Genomic DNA, 17,365 nt, shown 5'->3' with positions numbered 1-17,365 from the left:
ATGCGATGCGTTACTGGGGACGGGCCCGCCGGCAGGGAGGACACATGACAGAGCAACAGGCTCCGGGGACGGGGGCGACGCCGGGCGAGACCGCCGGCGCGCCGGAGACCGGGACCGGCACCGAGACCGGCACCGGGATCAACGCTGAGACCAACGCGGAGATCGGCGCCGACGTGAGCGTCGAGACCGCGATCCTGGCCGCCGCCCAGGCGGCCACGGCCGCCACGACGGAACAGCTGGTCGCGGCGAACCCGCTGCGCGACCCGCGCGACAAGCGGCTGCCCCGGGTGGCGGGGCCGTGCGTGCTCGTGCTGTTCGGCGTGACGGGCGACCTGGCGAAGCGCAAGCTGCTTCCCGCCATCTACGACCTGGGCAACCGCGGCCTGCTGCCGCCGGGCTTCTCGCTCGTCGGTTTCGCCCGCCGCGACTGGGCGCACGAGGACTTCGCCCAGGTCACGTACGAGGCCGTGAAGGAGCACGCGCGGACGCCGTTCCGCGAGGAGGTCTGGAAGCAGCTCAGCGAGGGCATCCACTTCTGCCCCGGCGAGTTCCACGACGACGGCGCCTTCGACGTGCTGTCGATGATGCTCAAGGAGATCGACGAGACCCGGGGCACCGGCGGCAACTACGCGTTCTACCTGGCCGTGCCGCCGAAGTTCTTCCCGACGGTCATCGAGCAGCTCAAGCGGACCGGCCTCGCCCAGGCCCCCGACGGCTCCTGGCGCCGGGTGGTCATCGAGAAGCCGTTCGGGCACGACCTCAAGAGCGCGCGCGAGCTGAACGCGATCACCAGCGCGGTCTTCCCCGAGAAGTCGGTCTTCCGGATCGACCACTACCTCGGCAAGGAGACCGTCCAGAACATCCTGGCGCTGCGCTTCGCCAACACCCTCTACGAGCCGATCTGGAACCGCGGGTACGTCGACCACGTGCAGATCACGATGGCCGAGGACATCGGCGTCGGCGGCCGGGCCGGCTACTACGACGGCATCGGCGCCGCCCGCGACGTGATCCAGAACCACCTGCTCCAGCTGCTCGCCCTGGTCGCGATGGAGGATCCCACGTCCTTCGACGCCGACGCGCTGCGGCGTGAGAAGGAGAAGGTGCTGCGGGCGGTCCGGCTGCCCGCCGACCTGGCCACCGGGACCGCCCGCGGGCAGTATCTGGGCGGCTGGCAGGGCGGAGAGCCGGTGGTCGGCTACCTGGAGGAGCAGGGCATCTCACCCGACTCCGCCACCGAGACGTACGCGGCCGTGCGGCTGGAGGTGGCCAACCGCCGCTGGGCGGGCGTGCCGTTCTACCTGCGCACCGGCAAGCGGCTCAGCCGCCGGATGACGGAGGTGGCGATCGTCTTCCAGCGGGCGCCGCACCTGCCGTTCAGCACGGACGACACCGAGATCCTCGGGCAGAACGCCCTGGTGATCCGGGTCCAGCCGGACGAGGGCATCACCGTCCGCTTCGGCTCCAAGGTGCCCGGCAGCGCCATGGAGGTCAGGGACGTCAACATGGACTTCGCCTACGGGGAGTCCTTCATGGAGTCGTCCCCCGAGGCGTACGAGCGGCTGCTCCTCGACGTGCTCATCGGAGACCCGCCGCTCTTCCCGCACCAGCGGGAGGTGGAGCTGTCGTGGACGATCCTCGACCCGGTCGAGGAGTTCTGGGCGTCCAACGGCAAGCCGGAGGGCTACGCGTCGGGCACCTGGGGACCGGCCTCGGCCGACGAGATGCTGGCCAGGGACGGGCGCGCCTGGAGGCGGCTGTGAACGGGCCGCGGGCGCTGATCGAGCGGAGGACCCGGTGACGACCTTCAACCTGACCGAGACGACGGCGTCGAAGATCTCCTCGACGCTCACCAGGCTCCGCCACCAGATGGGCGCGCCGGCCGTCGGCATGGTGCTCACGCTGGTGACAGTGGTGGACGAGGCGGGCCAGTACGACGCGCTGCGCGCGGCGACCGACGCGGCCCGCGAGCACCCCTCGCGCATACTCGTCGTGATCAAGCGGGACTCCGCGGAGGGCGACCGGCTCGACGCGGAGGTCCGGGTCGGCGAGTCCTCGCCCGGCGAGGTCGTGCTGCTCCGCCTGTACGGCGAGCTCACCGGGCACGCCGACTCCGTAATCAGGCCGCTGTTGCTGACCGACACGCCGGTGGTGGCGTGGTGGCCCGGCGAGGCGCCGGCGCTGCCCGCCAAGGACCCGATCGGGGCCCTCGCCGGCCGCCGGATCACCGACGCCAAGGCCGCGAGCGACGGCATCGCGGCCATCCGGAGCAGGGCCGAGTCGTACGTCCCCGGCGACACGGACATGGCCTGGACCCGCCTCACCCCGTGGCGCAGCCTTCTGGCCGCCGCCTTCGACCTGCCCGTCGGACAGGTCGAGGGAGGCGTCGTCGAGGGCGCGTCGGGCAACCCGAGCGGGCCGCTCCTGGCGGCCTGGCTCAGCGACCGGCTGGACGCGCCGATCGACGTGGCGGAGTCGGGCGGTCCCGGCCTGACCCGGGTGCGGCTGCGGCTCAAGGACGGCGGGGAGCTGGTGGTCAGCAGGACCGACGCGCGGCTCGCCACGCTGTCGCGGCCCGGCCAGCCCGACCGCCGGGTCGCCCTGGCCCGCCGGCCCACCTCGGAGCTGCTCGCCGAGGAGCTGCGCAGGCTCGACCCCGACGAGGTGTACGGCACGTCGATCCGCCGCCTGGCCGCGATCTCCGGACGGGAGGGACGGTGAGCGTCCCGACCGTCATCGTCCACCGCGACGCCGACCTGCTCGCCCAGGCGGTGGCCGCCCGGCTGATCACCCGCCTCGTCGACACCCAGGCGGCGCGGGGCTCCGCCCACCTGGTGCTGACGGGCGGCACGGTCGGCATCGCCACGCTCGCCGCGCTCGCCGGGACGCCCGCCCACGACGCGATCGACTGGCGGGCGCTCGACATCTGGTGGGGCGACGAGCGGTTCCTGCCGACCGGCGACCCGGAGCGCAACGAGACCGGCGCCCGGCTGGCCCTGCTCGACAAGGTCGACGTGGATCCGTCGCGGGTGCACGTCATGCCGGGCCCGGACTCGGGCCTCACGGCCGAACAGGCCGCCGAGGGCTACGCCGCCGAGCTGGCCCGGGCCGCCCGGCCCGAGGATCACGGCCCGGTGCCGTCGTTCGACGTGCTCCTGCTCGGCATGGGACCGGACGGCCACGTGGCCTCACTGTTCCCCGGTCAGCCGGCGTTGTACGAGGAGGAGCGCACGGTGGTGGCCGTGCACGGCTCGCCCAAGCCGCCGCCCACCCGGCTGTCGCTGACCTTCCCGGCCCTGCGGGCCGCCAGGGAGATCTGGGTCGTCGCCGCCGGGGCGGAGAAGGCCCAGGCCGTCCACCTCGCGCTCGCGGAGGCTGGGCCGTTCCAGGTGCCCGCGGCGGGCGCCCGGGGACGGCAGCGGACGCTGTTCCTGCTCGACCGGGCCGCCGCCGCGAAGATCCCGGCGACGATGGGGCGCATGGCCTCTCCCTGAGGGTCCCTGAGGAGATGGGCGCCTCGCTCGCGGGGCGCCCCACTCCCGGCCGCGCGCTGCCGGGGACCCCACTTTCAGGCGCTCGCTTCCGGGGTCTCACTCCCGGTGGGTTCACTCCCGGGCGGCCGCGTCCCGGCGCTCGGCGGCGCGGGCGGCCTCCCGGCGCGCCTTCTCGGCCGCCCGGCGGCTGCCGCCCTCCTCGCGGCGGGCGACGCTCAGCCGGTGTTCGGCGCCCGCCAGCTTGTCCCTGGCCCGGCTGAGCCGCTCCGACAGCTCGTCGACCTTCGCCGCCCGCCGGTCGCGTTCCCCGGCCGCCTCCGCCAGCTCGGCCGCCCACGCGGCGTGCCCCTCCTCCGCTTCGGCGGCGGTCCACTCCGCCTCCTCCACGGCCCGCTCCAGCTCCGCGATCGCGCGATCGCGCGCGGCCCGCCGCCGTTCGGCCTCATCCTGGGCGGGCTTCCCCCGAGCGGGCCTCTCCGGCTTCTCTGTCTTCTCGGTTTTCTCGGTTTTCTCGGTTTTCTCAGGTTTCTCAGGTTTCTCCCGGCGGGACGCCGGGCCCCGCACGACGGGTGCCGGGGTGAACCCGCTGTAGGTGAGTCCGTGGACGAGCCGCCCGCGGCGCACGCGCTCGGCCGCGTCCTCGTCCACCACGGCGGCGTCGAGCGTCCGTTCGATCTCCGTCGCCGCGCTCGCCCCCAGCGGGCGGCCGGACGACGCGGCGTCCTCCCGGACGGCGCGGGCGACGCGCGCGACCGCGGCCGACCGCTCGCGGCTCAGCTCGGACAGGGCCTCGGCGTTCTGGGATCGCCACGCCTCTCGCAGCCGCCGGCCGAGGTCGAGCAGCTCGTCCAGCTCGCCGCGCCGCCGGCGGCAGGCCTGGTTGACCGCCCAGGCGGCGACCGTGGGCCGCCGCAGCGCGCGGATCTCCGTCGACAGCCGCGCGTCGCCCGCCTCCCTCGCCTGCTTCGCGAGGGTGTCCCGGGCCGCGGTGAACTCGTCGGGCGGCAGGCCGTAGAGGCGGTCGGCCGCCTCGTCCAGATCCACAGTCCAGCTCTACCCGCCCGTTCGCGCCGCGTCCAGGTGGCCGCGCCCGTCCGTCACCTGTCAGCCACGCTCAACCGTTCCGGCCAGGCGACCCTGACCGCCGCCGGGCCGGAACGGTGGATTTGGGGAGTCGTCAGCCGGCGGCCGCCGTCATCACGCCCACGGCGATCCTGGCCTCCATCACGCCGGGGTCCTCGCTGTGGGTCAGCGTGGCGCCCATGGAGCCCAGCAACCTGCGCATCCGCATGTTGTCGAAGAGCAGCGTGGCCCGCACCTCGGCGAAGCCCAGGTCTCTCGCCTGGCCCAGGAGCATGCGGACCATCGCCGTGCCGATCCCCCGCCCCTGCCAGCGATCCTCGATGAGCAGGGCGATCTCGGCGATGCCCGGGTCGGCGGTGAACATGAGGCTCCTCATAGTGACGGGTGCATATAGGGGGTCTCTCGCCGGTCGACGGCAGGGGGGTATACAAAGCGCGCGTAAAGGCAGGCCCGGATACACAAAGGTCGCGACCGGTACGAATCAGATGTCGTTACCGGGTCGCGACCTGGGACCCCTACACCTCGAGGTTTAGATGCGCACGCACCTATCGGCGGCTCAAATACCGGCCCGCCTCGTACGGCCGCCGCCACCACCGCGGCGGCGCCATCCGACCGCAGTACCAACACCGCAGCAACGGCCGGCGGTGACGACCCGGGCGGGTCTCCATCCAAAAGTGCCCGAGCAGCAGGCACCCGATCCCCGCGGCCCGCCGGTACCGCGGGGGGACGATCAGGTACTCACTCATGGCAAGGAAAAGTAAAGGCCCGCCCCACCCAAACGGGCAGAAACGGGCCTCGACGCGCCGAGCGTGCCCCTACGTGCGTTGTGCCGATCGGCCGCGGCCGCGGCGGGCCCTGGCCTCGCGCAGATCAAGTACCTGCGCATCCGGCAGCAGGCCCGGGATCTCGGCCGGCCCCGCCGGCGCCGCGGCGGGCGCGGCCGCGGGCGGCTGAGGTTGGTGCAGTCGCGGGCACGTTTCGGCATGTGGCCGGTACACATGCTCGTGCGGCGCCGGGCCGAGGGCCCCCGCGCCGAGCAGCGATCGCGACGACCACACCCGGGCATCGACCCGGTACGCCGCCACGCTCCCCCGCTCGGCATCGGGCCGCGCGTCGAGGGGCTGCCGCTTGCCGCTCGCGGTGACCGTCCAAAGGATCTTTCGCCCGCAGCCGCCGTCAGGCCACTCACAGCGGGCGAGCTCGCGGTCGAGCGGGATCACGCCCCCACCCCCTTTACTGCGTAGATTTGCATTCGCTTTACCCTTCCGCCGCGGCGCCGAGGTCCTCGTCGGCGACGCCGAGCCGTTCGAGCACGCGTTCCCAATCGGTTTGATCATCCTGCGTCCACGGGCGATCCGGCGGCGGGAACGTCGGCGAGTCGCAGGGGCAGGCCGCCGGGTCTAACCCGTCGAGGGCGCAGGCGTCGCCGAGCTGCACGTCGCGGCCGAGGCGGCGCAGCGCCTCGCGGAACTCGGGAATGTGCTGGTGCGGCTCGAACCGTTCCTCGGCGGCGACCATGACGGCGTACCTCACGACCGCGTCGCGGCCGAACCGGTCGAGCGCCTGCGCAGCCATCGGCAGCAGGTGCCGCTGCCGGGCCCACCCGGGCGCACCGCGGTAGCGGCGCAGCTCGGCGAGCAGGGTCTGTGCCTGGATCGAGATTCCGGGTTGCGCCGCAGGCGCCTCGCGCGCACGCGCGGTACGGCGAGTAGGCCCGCCTACGGCGGGCAACCCGAGGTCTTTCTCTTCTCTCTGTTCTTCTCTCTCTAGAGAGTTCTCTCTTCTATGTCCGCAATCTGCGGCACGGCGGTTCCGCAAATTGCGGCCCGGCGGTTCCGCATTCTGCGGACTGGTCGCAACCTGCGGCGATGTGGTGTCTTCGCTGGTCACATCCATTCCGCAATCTGCGGAACGGTGCCCCTCGTCGCCGCCCGAGTTGTCCGGCTCTGTCCGTGCCGCATTTTGCGGACTGGTGCTGACCTGTGGTTTTGCCTCTGTCTTGGGCTGCCGCTTGCCGAGTGCTTGCTCAAGCTCGACGATTCTCGCCCGCATTTGCGCACTCTTGGTGTCTTTGAGCAGATAGCTACTTGTCGCCCAATTGCCCGTACTGGAGTCGCGCCGACGGTTCACCTCGACGAGGCCGTGTTTCACGAGTTCCTTGACCCCGCGGTCGAACGTGTCAGTACTGATCGACATGACGGCGGCGAGCTGCTCACGGGTCATCTTGCGTCGGCGCCGCCCCCATCCGAGGCCGCGCACGAGGCACACGTACGCGTCTTTCCCGACACGGCCGAGGCCCGGGAAGTCGAGTACGTAGTACATGACCCGGGCGAAGTAATCCGGCTCGTCGTCGCCGTCCTCGTACCCGACCTCGACCTCGCCGTCGAGCAGCTCGGCCTCGTCGACCGACGGCCATTCCTCGGGCAGCGTCACGGCCGCCCCCCGCGAGCCTGCGCGAAAGTGATCATCTATATCCCCCGGTAATGGGTGCAGTCGCGACCCGCCGTCCGCACCTGCCGCTCGGCCTGCCAGCAATGCGGGCACGCCGAATGCCCGTCGCGCGCAGCGACGAGCCGGTGCAGGTGGTCGAGGGCCTCGAACTCGGGAATCGGCGCGAGCGGTGCCGACCGGAACAGCTCGCGTTCAAGGTCAACGGGGTCGCCGAAACGCTCGCGGTACAGCCGCTCGACGTCGGGCCCCGGGTCAGATTGAGCCGCTTTGGGGAACGCCCCCTCGTCGGGGGGCACGGCCGCTAGACTCTCCATCGAACCTTTGACCTTTCGCAATCAGGTCGTCGCCCCGTCCGGTGGTAGCCGGGCGGGGCTTTTGCGTTCCGGGGGCCGGGCGCGCACCCTGCGGTAGAGCGCTACCCCCTCCTGTCCTGGCACCCTACTCGGCGATAGACATACAGGTGAGGGATACAGCCATGCCCCCGCAAAGCCGCGAGGCGCCCGCAGGGCCCCTAACCGGCGGGGCCCGGCCGGTCAGCGCGCGGGCGGCTTACGGGGCCGCTGCGGCCGCGCGGGCGGGGTATAGCGGGGCCCGGGGCGCATGCTGCCGGCCGCCTGCCCGGTCGTGATCCACCCGGCCCGCTGCAGCGCCTGACACAGCAGCTCGGCGTACACCCGCGGAGCGAGGTGGCCGAGCTCGTCGGCGGCGGCGCCGAGGTCGTCGACCACGTCGGGGCGGGCCTGCTCGCCGAGCTCGGCCCATCGCGGGCCCCGCTTGTGCTGCCGCCGGTAGCGGTCGACGTAGGCGGCGAGGCCGCGGCACAGGGCGTCGTCGGCGAGGTCCTCGGCGACGAGCGGATCGGCCCGCGGGCCGTACAGCTCGCGCGCCGCGCGCTGCGCCTCGTCTCTGCGCTCGCGGTATGCCAGGGTCGACGGCGACGGTTTACGACTCAACTCGGGATCACCTTTCTGGGGTTGGGGGCTGCATGCGGGCGTGGCACGCCTGCACCTCGAACATCTCGACCGCGGACGCATACAGCGGCGGCCAGTTCTCGCCGGGCTGCAGGTCCTCGACCGCCAGGACCCCGACGATCACGGCGAGACGGATCGTCGGATGGTTCGGGCCCTCGACGACGAGCCACCCGGCGCACACACGGCCCGGGTCAACCCCGGCCATGTGGCAGGCGAATAACGGGGCGCCGACCGCGGGCCCCATGCCGCGCTCGTCAACACAGGTGCCGTCGGCGTACTCGCGCAGGTTCAGGTACGCGCCGGCCACGTCGCGCCGGAAAGGGCAGCGCGGGCACGGCCGCGTCGTGCGGGGCAGTTGCGGGGGCATCTCTCCGCCAAAGGGTCAAAACAGGGGGGTCATGCCGCTCGGCAGAGCCTCGGCCCCGCCGCCGGCCTGGCGGGCCTGCTCGGCCCACTCGCCGGCGGCGGCCCGCGGCGTGAACGTCCAACCGGCGGGGGCCCGCTGCAGCAGGATCGACCCGACGTACCGCAGCTCGGCCACGAGCTGCGCCTGCTGCTCGTCGCTGCCGTCGTCGGTCCAATCGGCGAGGTCGACGAGGGCCCCGCGGGCCGCGAGCTCGGCGGCGTCCAGCAGCGGGGCGGCCCCCTGCCGCCGCCGCCGAGCCCGCCGCCGGGCCTCGCGGTCGTTCACGTCTCGCCCCGGGCCCGGTTGAGTTCCGTGAGCGATCGGCCGTCGATGAACCCGCGGTCGGCGTCCTCGACGCCCCACCTGCCGTCGGTGACGCCCCAGAACGCGACGATGGCCTCGGGGTCCATGTAACGGCTGTTCAGCAGCCAGTCGATCGCGGCGCCGAACCGCTCGTCGGTCTTGCGCCGCGCGATGTGCGAGTCGAGCAGGGCGGCGGCCTGCTCTCCGGTGAGGCCGGCGGCGAGTTTCGCGCAGGCCCGGTCGGCGAGGTAGGCGACGGCCTCGGCAGCCTCGTCGCGGGCCGTTCCCGCGTCAGGGTCGAGCAGGAATCGCAGGATCTTGTTCAAGTGAAACGACTCGGTGACGTTCATGCCTGCTCGCCCCCCTACTCGGCCACGGGCGGCGGGTCGAGGGCGATCCGCCCGGCGAGCTCGCCCGCCCGCCAGGCGGCGACGAGCTTGTCGCGGCCGCTCGTCGGGTCGTTCCGCTTGGGGCGCGTCCATGCGATCTTGCCGTCGCCGATCGCGGCGACCTTGACCCGCTCGGCGACCGTGACGAGCTCGCCGGTCGTCTTGTCGGGCAGTTGCCCCTGCGCGTCGAGTTCCTCGGCGAGCAGGTCGAGGTATGCGGGCCGTACGGCGTCGCGCACGAGCTCGGGATGCGTGAGCCGGATGTATTCGACGACGTCGGGATAGTTCAGCGCGGCCGAGTTCACGACGTCGTACACGTTGTGCGGGGCGTGCCGGCGGGTGTAGTCGAGCACGGCCGCCTCGTTCCAGGTGATGACGACCTCGGGCTGCGCGATGTTCCACGATCCGACCCGGGTGCCGTCGGGCAGCACGAGCTCGACCTGCCGCTGCCCGCCGAGGTTGGCGGCGTCGGCGAACAGCTCGGCGGCGGCGGCCCGCTTGGCTTTCAGCTCGTCGCCGATCCACTTGTGCAGGGCGTCGAGCATGCCGATTTCCTCGGCGGCCGCCTTGACGACCTTGACGTCGGGGGCGGGCCGCTCGGGCTGCTCATCGGCCGCCTCGGGCTCGGGCGCGGGGGCCTCGTCGGCCTGGCCTACTTCCGGGGCCGGCGGCTGCTCGTCGCCCACCCGGGCGGGTTCGGCCTGCTCGGCGGCGTCGGCAGCGAGGTCGGCCTCGGCGGCGGCCTGCTCGGCCTCGCCCGACGTGGCGAGCGACGACATGATCGCCTCGATCTCGGCCCGCTCGGCGGGGTCGAGGTCGAACCCGGCGAGCTCGGCGGCGTGCTCGGCCGACCACACGTCGGCCATGCTGGGTGAGGGGGCGGCCCCCGCCGACTCGGCGGGGGCGTTGCTCGTGCGATCGGTCGTCATGGTCAGGCTGCCTTTCGGTTCTTCATGGCCTGCGCGAGGGTGGCGGCCAGGGCTTGACGGGGGTTCTCCGCGGTGCTCGCCCGCAGCGCGAGGGCGCCGATCCGGTTGGCCTCGCGGCGGGTGAGCTCGGGCAGGACCTTGATCTGCCGCCCGGTGAGGGCGGCCGCGGCGGCGATCTGTGCCGGTTCCGAGGTCGTGCTGCAGGCGGCGAGGGCGGCGCGCATGCGGTCGAGCAGCTCGGCGGGGGCGGGCTCGTCGGGCGAGCTTCCCGCGGTCTCGGGCGCGGGAGGTACGGCCTGCGCGGCGCGGTTCTCGCGCTCGCGGGCGAACCTGTTGCGCGGCTGCTGCTGCGGGGCCTGCCGCTGCTGCGGCACCTGCTGCGGCGGCGGGGCGTCGAGGGATCGGCCGAGGCGCACGATCAGGTCGGTCAGGCGCTCCTCGCCGCCGGTTTCGTTAATGATCGTCGTCGTCGCGAGAGCAGGGTGCCCGGACTCGGCGAGCAGGGCGAGCAGCTTCTCGCGGTCGTGCGCGTGGTGCGCCTCGATCGCGTCGTCGCGCACCTGCTCGGGCGTGCGCTCGCGTCCGGGCTCGACGTAGTCGCGCCGTGCGGTCGCCTGCGGGTCGAACCGCAGGCCCTGAAAGATGAACTGTTCGAGGGTGAACCCGGGGACCTGGCGGGGCTTGTCGAACTTCGGGCCGATACGCAGGTGCTTGGACCGGCAGCCCATGATCATGGGGGCGTCGTCGCGGAACATGCGGATATGCGCGGTGACGGCGAATGGAATGTCGCGCTGCGTCTCGACCTTGTAATCGGCCTCGCCCGCGACGGGGCTTCCCGCCTTGTCGACCTTGACCGTCTCGCGGCCGCGGGCCGTGATCAGCAGGATTCCCTCGAATGTGATTAGCATTTTCAGGAATTCCATGTGTCGCTGGTGAACGTCGCCCCACACGTTCGGCGGGATCGTGATCTCGGCGTTCGGGTCGGCCTCAAGCCTCGCGCGGTTTTTCTTGCTCGACCGGGCCCTCACGTCGGCCCATGTCTTGAGCATCTCCCACATGATCGACCCTGAGTCGACGGTCAGGACGACGGGCTTTCCGCCGGCGGCTGCGACGGCGGCGGCGTGCGTGTGCACCTCGCGCGCCCGCTGCATGATCGCGTGCCACGTGCCGTCATGCCGCAGCAGCTTGTACGTGATCTCGCCCTTGATCGCGTCGCCGTACTCGTCGCCCGCGCCCTCGCCGAGGTCGAGCCAATACGAGTCGCCGACGAGCGGGGACGCGGTGAGCTCTGCGCACAGCCACGATTTGCCGCTCTTGTCGCCGCCCTCGATCAGGATCGACGGGGGCGGCACGAGGCAGGTAGGCAGCCGTGCGTCGATCGCGGCGGCGGTCTGCTCGGGGGTGAGCGTTGCGGGCATTCCGGGGTCCTTTCCACGGGACTTGTCGATCTTAGGTGTCTGTGACGTTGGATGTTCACAGGACATGAGACGGTAGAGGTCGCCCACGACGGAAAGTCGGGGGTGACCAGTGGTTATGTACGCTCGGCGGCTTTCAGCCGGTCGCGGCGTACCTTTCGTAGCCGGGTAAGACTCCAGGGCCGTCCTGTCAGGCGCGCGAATTCCTGCCAAGACTCGGCCCACCACACCGGCGTACGGCCGACGAGCGTGTACGGCTGCGGCGTCGGGATGTCCTTTCGGCCCCGGGCCCGCATCTGCTCGACCGTGCGTCGCTGCACGTCGAGGCCGACGGCGATTTCCTCCATGCCGACGAGGTCGGGCAGGCCCTCCCGCGTGGCCGTGTCGACCTCGCCCGTAGCCTGCCCGAACCGCTCGGCGAGCCACACCGGTACGGCGTCGCCCTCGGCGGTCACGCCGACGTACCAATCGGGTTCGCCGAATTTCCCGCGGCGGTTCATGGAATAGACCGCCTCTCGGGTCTTGCCCCACAGAGCGGCGATCCCGCCGAGGCCGATGAGCTCGAACGATGGCTCTTGCGTCACATCATCACCCCCTCTCTCACACGTGCACACTGGACCCTACACCATGTGACCGATGAACGCGACACCTATGAGTGTGCGGAACTGATCAAGGTGTCGTATTGGGTATGCTGCGACGCGCTGCACCCGCGATGCTCACTGCTCGCGGGCGGTGTTCCTTTCCACGGGCAACACTGCAGCAGCCGAGGGGCCGGTACCGCGCGAAGGTACGCCGGCCCCTCTGCGCGTTCTGGCGAGGCTGCCGAGCAGCGACGCGAGGGCGCCGCCGGCGCCGAGCAGCAGCACCTGCCGGGCCTGCCCGATCGGGATCACGTCGAGGGCACCGGCGCCGAGGCCCGCCAGGGCGGCCGACGCCCCGTGCGTGATCGCGTCGTCGAGGGCCCGCAGCCAGAAATCCGCGCTGCAGATCTGCGGCCGCCGCCGGCGGCGGGACCTGCTCACGTGACTGGCAGTTCCCAAGCCGCATCCCACACGGCGCGGGTCACGCGGCCGCCGCCGGGCAGGTCCTTTCGGCGGGCGAACTCGGCGGCGACGGCGGCCGAGGCGGGCCCGTACAGTCCGTCGTCGTCGATCGCCCACCCGCGGCGGCGCATCTGCCGCTGCCACTGCCGTACGTCGTCGCCCTCCATCAGCGGCGGGTACGACAGGACACGGCGGAATGGCGGCGGGTCCGAGCTCGCCGAGCTCGCCGAGCTGCCGGGCAGCCCGTCACGCCCCCACCTCTTGACGATCTTGTATAGGGGGTCGCCGGGGCAGTCGGTCGCGTAGCCGTCGCGGTGCCCCTTGATCTCGGGCCCGGCGCCGCCCTCGCGCCGCAGCCATCGGATCGCGTCGGCGAGGCCGGCGAGCAGCTCGTCGGGCGGCTCGACGAGGCCGGCGTTCCCGACGAGGCACAGCACGGCGTAATGGCTGCTGTTAAGGCCGGCGCCGTTGGCCGCAGGCAGGTGCCCGGGGCCGCGGCCGACCATGACGCGCCCGTGCACGCACGCGGTCGCCGTGTACCCGAGGTCGAGCCACCCGTTTTCGATCATGTGCTGCCGCTGGAACGACCGCTGCAACAGCTCGCACAGCTCGTGATCCCCAACGATTCCGGGGTCGACTCGGCCCCCCGTGTAATGCACCTTGACGCCGCGCGGGCTGCTGACGGCGTCGTACGCGCCTTTCGGCGGCCGCGCCCCCCACTCGGCGCGGGTTTCGAGCTGCACCGGTCATCCCCCCTTGACTTGCATGACTGCGGTGATCACGGCGGCGACGGCCGAGAACAGGGCGCACAGGGCCGTCATGGGCAGGGCGTATCTCCATTTCTCGTCGGCCCGCTGCCGCCCTTCCAGGTCTTGCACGATCGTCGGCAGGCTCGACAGGGACACGACCGCGGTCTCGACGAGCCGCAGCCGCCCCTCGTGATCGGTCAGGCGTTCGGCGTGCGCGGCCTGCTGCGCGACCGACACGGCGACCTGCGCGGCGACCTGCGCGAGGGCCGCCGCATCGGTCGCCTCGGGCATGTTCACGCGTACAGGTCCACGATCACGATCCCGTCGCCGCCCTCGAATCCGGGCTGCGCGGTGCCGGTCGACAGGGCGCCGCCGGCGCCACCGCCGAACCCACGCGACGCCGTACCCGGGCCCTCGGAGCCGCGGGAGAACCCGCCATGCCCGAGGCGGCTCTCGCCGCCCTCGCCGGCCATGCCCTCAGTTGCCGACAGGCGGATCGCGCCGCCGCCGCCCCCGCCGCCCTGCCGGTAATCACCGGTGCCGGCGAACGGGCCGGCGACGCCCGTCGCGCTGTTGGGCGTCGTCCCGCTCGCCATGAACACCGTGCCGCCGTCGCCGCCGGTCGCGGCGACGAGGGTGCCGAACGAGGAGTCGCCGCCCTTGCCGCCCGCGGTCGTCGACCCGCCGGCCAGACCGCCGGCGCCGACGGTGACCGTCACCGCGGCGGGCAGCGACGCGACGTCGAGCAGGCTTTCGGAGTAGCCGCCGCCGGCGCCGCCGGGGCGGGCGACGAGCTGCCCCGATGCGGCGTTGGCGCCCGCGCTGCCGCCGCCGGCGCCCTGCACCTGCACGAACACCCGGGCGAGCCACGGATAGGTAGCCTTTTGGAACGTCGCGGTGCCGGGCGTGCTGAATATCAGCCGTTGCCGCCAGCCGAGCGATCCGGGGACGACGCACAGGTGCCCGTTCTCGTCGACCCGCAGGTAATCGGGGCACACGCATACAGCCATGATCAGTCACCCCCTGTCAGGCGGTCGCCGGCTCGCCGGTCTGCGGAGCGGGCAGTTCGAGGTCGGGGGGGATGTTCAGCACGCGCCGCGCGGTCGCCTCGGTCATGCCGCCGGCCATGAGCTCGGCAAGGGAGTCCGCGAGGCTCTGCAGCTCGGCCTGCTGCTGCGCCTCGCGGGTGGCCTCGTTCTCGGTCTCGATGCGCGCGAGGTCGGCCTCGTACTCGGCTTGGCTGATCTCGGTCGACCCGGCAGGCAGGGTGTAGGTCGCGATGCCGACCGACCCGTCGTCGAACCGCAGGTAAAACGTCTTCTCCATTAAATTCCCCCCGATTACAGGATGATTCCGAAGCAACGGATGAAGTGTTGGATACGGTTGTACGTCGCGCCGCCCGAGCCGCGGCCCATCGTGATTTCGAGAGGCTCGACGAGCGTCGCACCCGCGGCGATGACGCGGTTATAGACCTTCGTCGTCTGGCAGTGCACGTCGCTCGCGGCCGTGCTGCCCCGGTTGGCGAAATACGCCATTTCGTCCGTCGTGATGCCGTACGCGGCGCCCGAGGCGGCGGGCAGGTCGAAATCGACGTCGACCTCGACCTCGAAAATGCAGAACATCGGCCGGCAGGGGTCGGGGTTGGTGACCGACAGGTTCCGCGTGACGATCACGTTGTCGAACCCGGACGGGACCGCGGTCGAGGAAAGGGTCTGATTCAGCGAATCCTGCTGGTAGAAGGTCTTTCCGCGCGGCTCGCCCCGCAGGTTGCCGGTCGAGTCGCAGTACACGCCGCCGGCGTTCGCGTCGACCGGGCACGTGTACGGCCACGCCTGCACCTTCGCCGCCAGTGGTGAGGCCGCCGACCCGTTACCGGACAGACCACACGCGCCGACCGCCAGCGCGGCCCGCATGCCGCTCGGCGTGCAGGCGAGCAGGTTGCCCGCCGCGGCGTCGACGATCGGCGCCGCGGTGAGCGGCTGCCCCGCAGTGCCGAGGCCGCCGAGGTCGATACAGGGCGTGTCCTGCACGGCAACCGAGGTCAGGCCGCCCCCGCCGCCCGAGTTCGGTGTGTACAGGCCGCCGTCGCCCCCGTTGATCAGGGCGTTACCGGGGTCGGTGGAAATGCGGGCCGAGATCACGCCGGTCGCCGCGTTGTAGGCGGCGCCGGGGCCGGCGGAGATGCACGGCCGCACGTCGTCGCAGTCGACGGGCGCCGGCGTCGCCGAGATCACGACGGGGTCTGCGGTCGAGCCGGTGCCGGCGAGCGTGATGCCGGGGCCGGCGGCGAAATTGCAGGCGCAGGTGCCAGAGCAGCCGCAGCGGGCCATAAGGGCGAACCTCTCGGTCGTCGCGTTCGCCCGGCCCCATCACCAGCGGCACATTCAGCGTACGGGCAGCAGCTCGGCGGCCCGCGCAGGCGGGCCTAGATCGGCAGGGCGATCTGCTCGACGGGCACGGCGAGCTGCCGCGCGGCGATCAGCCGCTGGCACTTGCGGCAGTTGATCGGGGCGTCGGTGAAGCGCAGCCGGCGCGGGTCCCACCCGGCCAGGCCCGTGTTACAGCCGGGCGACGGCAGGACCTCGCCGTGATGATCGGTCGAGCTGCCGGCGAGGTGCACGACGCCGGAGCCATCGACGTGTATGCCGCGGGCCTGCTGCGGATCGGGGGTCAGCACGTACACGAGCGTAGCAAGATCGTTACAGTCCGCTTGGTTGGAACGCAACACATGCCCGTTTTCGGGTGCTACCTTCGGGGCGTTCCGGGTCGTTCCGGCGGTTGGCCCCGTAACACGATCCCGACCGCCGGGCACCTTGCCGGGGGCCCCGCGCAGCCCAAGATGCGCGGGGCCCTCTCGCGCGAGACGTCTACGGCAGCGCGACGACCGTCGCCGTGCCGCCCGAGCTCGTCGCGACAAGCTGCCCGGCGTCGTCGACCTGCAGCACGTACGCGTTCGGCGGCACGCCGATCTGTACGAACTGCCTGTTTTCCAGCCTGCGCAGCCGGTCGTCGAGGTCGCGAATCAGCTCGGCGTCCGTCAGTGCCCGCTGCCTGCGCTTGACCACCCCGGGCCCCCTTACTCGAACTGCGCGCCGACGGGCACGAGCGTCACGCGCACCTGCTCGCCGCCGCCGTCGTCGCTGCCGTTGCCTGCGTCGAACGTCACCTGCAGCCGCTGCAGCCGCAGGTCGGCCGACAGGGTGTAACAGGTCTCGCTACTGGTCACGGGGATCACGACCCCCGGAATCAGTTCGTTGATCGACACGGGGGCGTCGGGGTCGAGCTGCGCCCCGTCGGGAACCTGCAGCATGACCGGGAACGTGCCGGCCTGCACGATCGAGACGGCCTCGGCCTGCGCGCTGATGTCGTCGAGGATTTCCTGCTCGTTCGCGAGGGTTTCGAGCAGGCCGCACGGGCCGATCCCGCCCGCGGTCGCGGTCACGCCCTTCCCGACGACGGTCGCCGCGGTCGCCGCCTGGCGGCCATCCTTGACGACCTGCAGGTCGCCGACGAAATGCTCGTCGGCGAGCTGCGGCAGGCGGGCGACGGGCACCTCGCCGGCGATGATGATGCGCCGGCCCAACGCGGTGAAATCGACCCCGGTGCGGGCGAGCTCGGCGAGCTCGTCGTACACGATCGAGCCGTTCGCCGGATACCGGCGCTCCCCCGTGACCCCGGCGAGCTTGGTGTGCAGGTACTGCAGCACGTTCGGGTCGTCTTGGTCGAGGCCGTGCCGCACGAGGGCCTCGGCGATCAGCACGAGGTCGGCCGGCCCGGCGCCGGCGGCCGAGTAGTCAATCAGATCTTTGATCACCCGGTGGTACAGCCAGGCCGTCACGTCTTTCGCCGTGATCGTGGTGACCTCACGCCCGTACGTGATCGTCTCGACGGGCCCCTGCCATACGAGCAGGTCGTCGCGGACCAGCACGATCTCGTTACACCACGGCCATGCGTCGGCGAGCAGGCCGCAGCAGTCGGCGCCCTGATACGGCACCTGCACGACCGCGTCGCTTGTGTCGTCGACCACACGCCCCCACGTCAGGGCCGAGGCGTCGAACAGCTCGCCGAGCTGCCGCGACCCGGTGCGGTCGAACACGCCGATCTTGTACTCGTCGGCGCAGCCGAGATTCGCCAT

24 protein-coding genes are annotated in these 17,365 nt (G+C 72.0%); 3 read left to right on the top strand and 21 right to left on the bottom strand.

Translation table 11 applies throughout. The annotated features are described in order from the left end of the window. The first annotated feature begins 44 nt into the window (after positions 1-44). From zwf to pgl, 3 genes are read left to right on the top strand one after another with little or no spacing between them, the layout of a single operon-like run. Entirely contained in the window at positions 45-1,760 is a 1,716-nt protein-coding gene (gene zwf, locus JOL79_RS07065; RefSeq protein ID WP_230984398.1) for a glucose-6-phosphate dehydrogenase, read from the top strand. 34 nt (positions 1,761-1,794) lie between these two features. After that, positions 1,795-2,718: a glucose-6-phosphate dehydrogenase assembly protein OpcA gene (gene opcA, locus JOL79_RS07060; RefSeq protein ID WP_307848367.1), complete on the top strand. Its 924-nt coding sequence runs from the start codon at positions 1,795-1,797 to the stop codon at positions 2,716-2,718. After that, positions 2,715-3,491, top strand: coding sequence for a 6-phosphogluconolactonase (gene pgl, locus JOL79_RS07055; RefSeq protein ID WP_210154870.1), 777 nt, complete (start codon positions 2,715-2,717; stop codon positions 3,489-3,491). The genes opcA and pgl overlap by 4 nt, the downstream gene beginning before the upstream one ends. A 111-nt stretch (positions 3,492-3,602) precedes the next feature. Here the strand turns inward: pgl and JOL79_RS07050 are convergent, their stop codons facing one another. The 21 genes from JOL79_RS07050 to JOL79_RS06950 form a co-directional block, all read right to left on the bottom strand. Then, the gene (locus JOL79_RS07050) at positions 3,603-4,535 is read right to left on the bottom strand and encodes a hypothetical protein (RefSeq protein WP_210154869.1); all 933 of its coding nucleotides are present in this window, start codon (positions 4,533-4,535) and stop codon (positions 3,603-3,605) included. 133 nt (positions 4,536-4,668) lie between these two features. Continuing rightward, positions 4,669-4,938: a GNAT family N-acetyltransferase gene (locus tag JOL79_RS07045; protein WP_230984397.1), complete on the bottom strand. Its 270-nt coding sequence runs from the start codon at positions 4,936-4,938 to the stop codon at positions 4,669-4,671. Positions 4,939-5,389: 451 nt separating this feature from the next. Then, positions 5,390-5,794, bottom strand: a complete 405-nt coding sequence (locus JOL79_RS07040; protein WP_210154867.1) for a hypothetical protein — start codon at positions 5,792-5,794, stop codon at positions 5,390-5,392. Between the two features lie 37 nt (positions 5,795-5,831). Beyond that, positions 5,832-7,007, bottom strand: a complete 1,176-nt coding sequence (locus JOL79_RS07035; RefSeq protein WP_210154866.1) for a hypothetical protein — start codon at positions 7,005-7,007, stop codon at positions 5,832-5,834. A 35-nt stretch (positions 7,008-7,042) separates the two neighbouring features. Continuing rightward, positions 7,043-7,339, bottom strand: coding sequence for a hypothetical protein (locus JOL79_RS07030; RefSeq protein ID WP_210154865.1), 297 nt, complete (start codon positions 7,337-7,339; stop codon positions 7,043-7,045). Between the two features lie 219 nt (positions 7,340-7,558). Then, positions 7,559-7,978, bottom strand: coding sequence for a hypothetical protein (locus JOL79_RS07025; RefSeq protein WP_210154864.1), 420 nt, complete (start codon positions 7,976-7,978; stop codon positions 7,559-7,561). 7 nt (positions 7,979-7,985) lie between these two features. After that, complete coding sequence (locus JOL79_RS07020) at positions 7,986-8,363, bottom strand: DUF6283 family protein (RefSeq protein WP_230984396.1); 378 nt, start codon at positions 8,361-8,363, stop codon at positions 7,986-7,988. Between the two features lie 15 nt (positions 8,364-8,378). Beyond that, positions 8,379-8,687, bottom strand: coding sequence for a hypothetical protein (locus JOL79_RS07015; protein ID WP_210154862.1), 309 nt, complete (start codon positions 8,685-8,687; stop codon positions 8,379-8,381). After that, a complete protein-coding gene (locus JOL79_RS07010; protein ID WP_210154861.1) occupies positions 8,684-9,055 on the bottom strand; it encodes a hypothetical protein in 372 nt (123 codons plus the stop codon). Before JOL79_RS07010 ends, JOL79_RS07015 begins: the two co-directional genes overlap by 4 nt. Positions 9,056-9,069: 14 nt before the next feature. Next, the gene (locus JOL79_RS07005; RefSeq protein ID WP_210154860.1) at positions 9,070-10,023 is read right to left on the bottom strand and encodes a hypothetical protein; all 954 of its coding nucleotides are present in this window, start codon (positions 10,021-10,023) and stop codon (positions 9,070-9,072) included. A gap of 2 nt (positions 10,024-10,025) precedes the next feature. After that, positions 10,026-11,441, bottom strand: a complete 1,416-nt coding sequence (locus JOL79_RS07000) for a hypothetical protein (RefSeq protein WP_210154859.1) — start codon at positions 11,439-11,441, stop codon at positions 10,026-10,028. A 113-nt stretch (positions 11,442-11,554) separates the two neighbouring features. Continuing rightward, positions 11,555-12,022 carry a hypothetical protein gene (locus JOL79_RS06995; protein WP_210154858.1) on the bottom strand — a complete coding sequence of 156 codons (468 nt, stop codon included), beginning with the start codon at positions 12,020-12,022 and terminating at the stop codon, positions 11,555-11,557. Between the two features lie 132 nt (positions 12,023-12,154). Then, on the bottom strand, positions 12,155-12,460 hold the full coding sequence (locus tag JOL79_RS06990; RefSeq protein WP_210154857.1) for a hypothetical protein: 306 nt from the start codon (positions 12,458-12,460) through the stop codon (positions 12,155-12,157). After that, positions 12,457-13,224 (bottom strand): peptidoglycan recognition protein family protein, encoded by a 768-nt coding sequence (locus tag JOL79_RS06985; RefSeq protein ID WP_210154856.1) that lies wholly within the window; start codon positions 13,222-13,224, stop codon positions 12,457-12,459. The genes JOL79_RS06990 and JOL79_RS06985 overlap by 4 nt, the downstream gene beginning before the upstream one ends. 3 nt (positions 13,225-13,227) lie before the next feature. Continuing rightward, a complete protein-coding gene (locus tag JOL79_RS06980) occupies positions 13,228-13,527 on the bottom strand; it encodes a hypothetical protein (RefSeq protein ID WP_210154855.1) in 300 nt (99 codons plus the stop codon). Further along, positions 13,524-14,240 (bottom strand): glycine-rich domain-containing protein, encoded by a 717-nt coding sequence (locus tag JOL79_RS06975; protein ID WP_210154854.1) that lies wholly within the window; start codon positions 14,238-14,240, stop codon positions 13,524-13,526. Before JOL79_RS06975 ends, JOL79_RS06980 begins: the two co-directional genes overlap by 4 nt. 16 nt (positions 14,241-14,256) lie before the next feature. Beyond that, the gene (locus JOL79_RS06970) at positions 14,257-14,556 is read right to left on the bottom strand and encodes a hypothetical protein (protein ID WP_210154853.1); all 300 of its coding nucleotides are present in this window, start codon (positions 14,554-14,556) and stop codon (positions 14,257-14,259) included. Between the two features lie 14 nt (positions 14,557-14,570). Further along, positions 14,571-15,560 (bottom strand): hypothetical protein, encoded by a 990-nt coding sequence (locus tag JOL79_RS06965; protein WP_210154852.1) that lies wholly within the window; start codon positions 15,558-15,560, stop codon positions 14,571-14,573. Between the two features lie 95 nt (positions 15,561-15,655). Then, positions 15,656-15,907, bottom strand: a complete 252-nt coding sequence (locus tag JOL79_RS06960) for a hypothetical protein (protein WP_210154851.1) — start codon at positions 15,905-15,907, stop codon at positions 15,656-15,658. Between the two features lie 190 nt (positions 15,908-16,097). Next, positions 16,098-16,295: a hypothetical protein gene (locus tag JOL79_RS06955; RefSeq protein ID WP_210154850.1), complete on the bottom strand. Its 198-nt coding sequence runs from the start codon at positions 16,293-16,295 to the stop codon at positions 16,098-16,100. Between the two features lie 11 nt (positions 16,296-16,306). Beyond that, positions 16,307-17,365 (bottom strand): hypothetical protein, encoded by a 1,059-nt coding sequence (locus tag JOL79_RS06950; protein WP_210154849.1) that lies wholly within the window; start codon positions 17,363-17,365, stop codon positions 16,307-16,309.

The organism is Microbispora oryzae, from assembly GCF_017896165.1.
Classification (GTDB): Bacteria; Actinomycetota; Actinomycetes; order Streptosporangiales; family Streptosporangiaceae; genus Microbispora; species Microbispora oryzae.
This window is presented reverse-complemented; position numbering and strand designations above follow the sequence as displayed.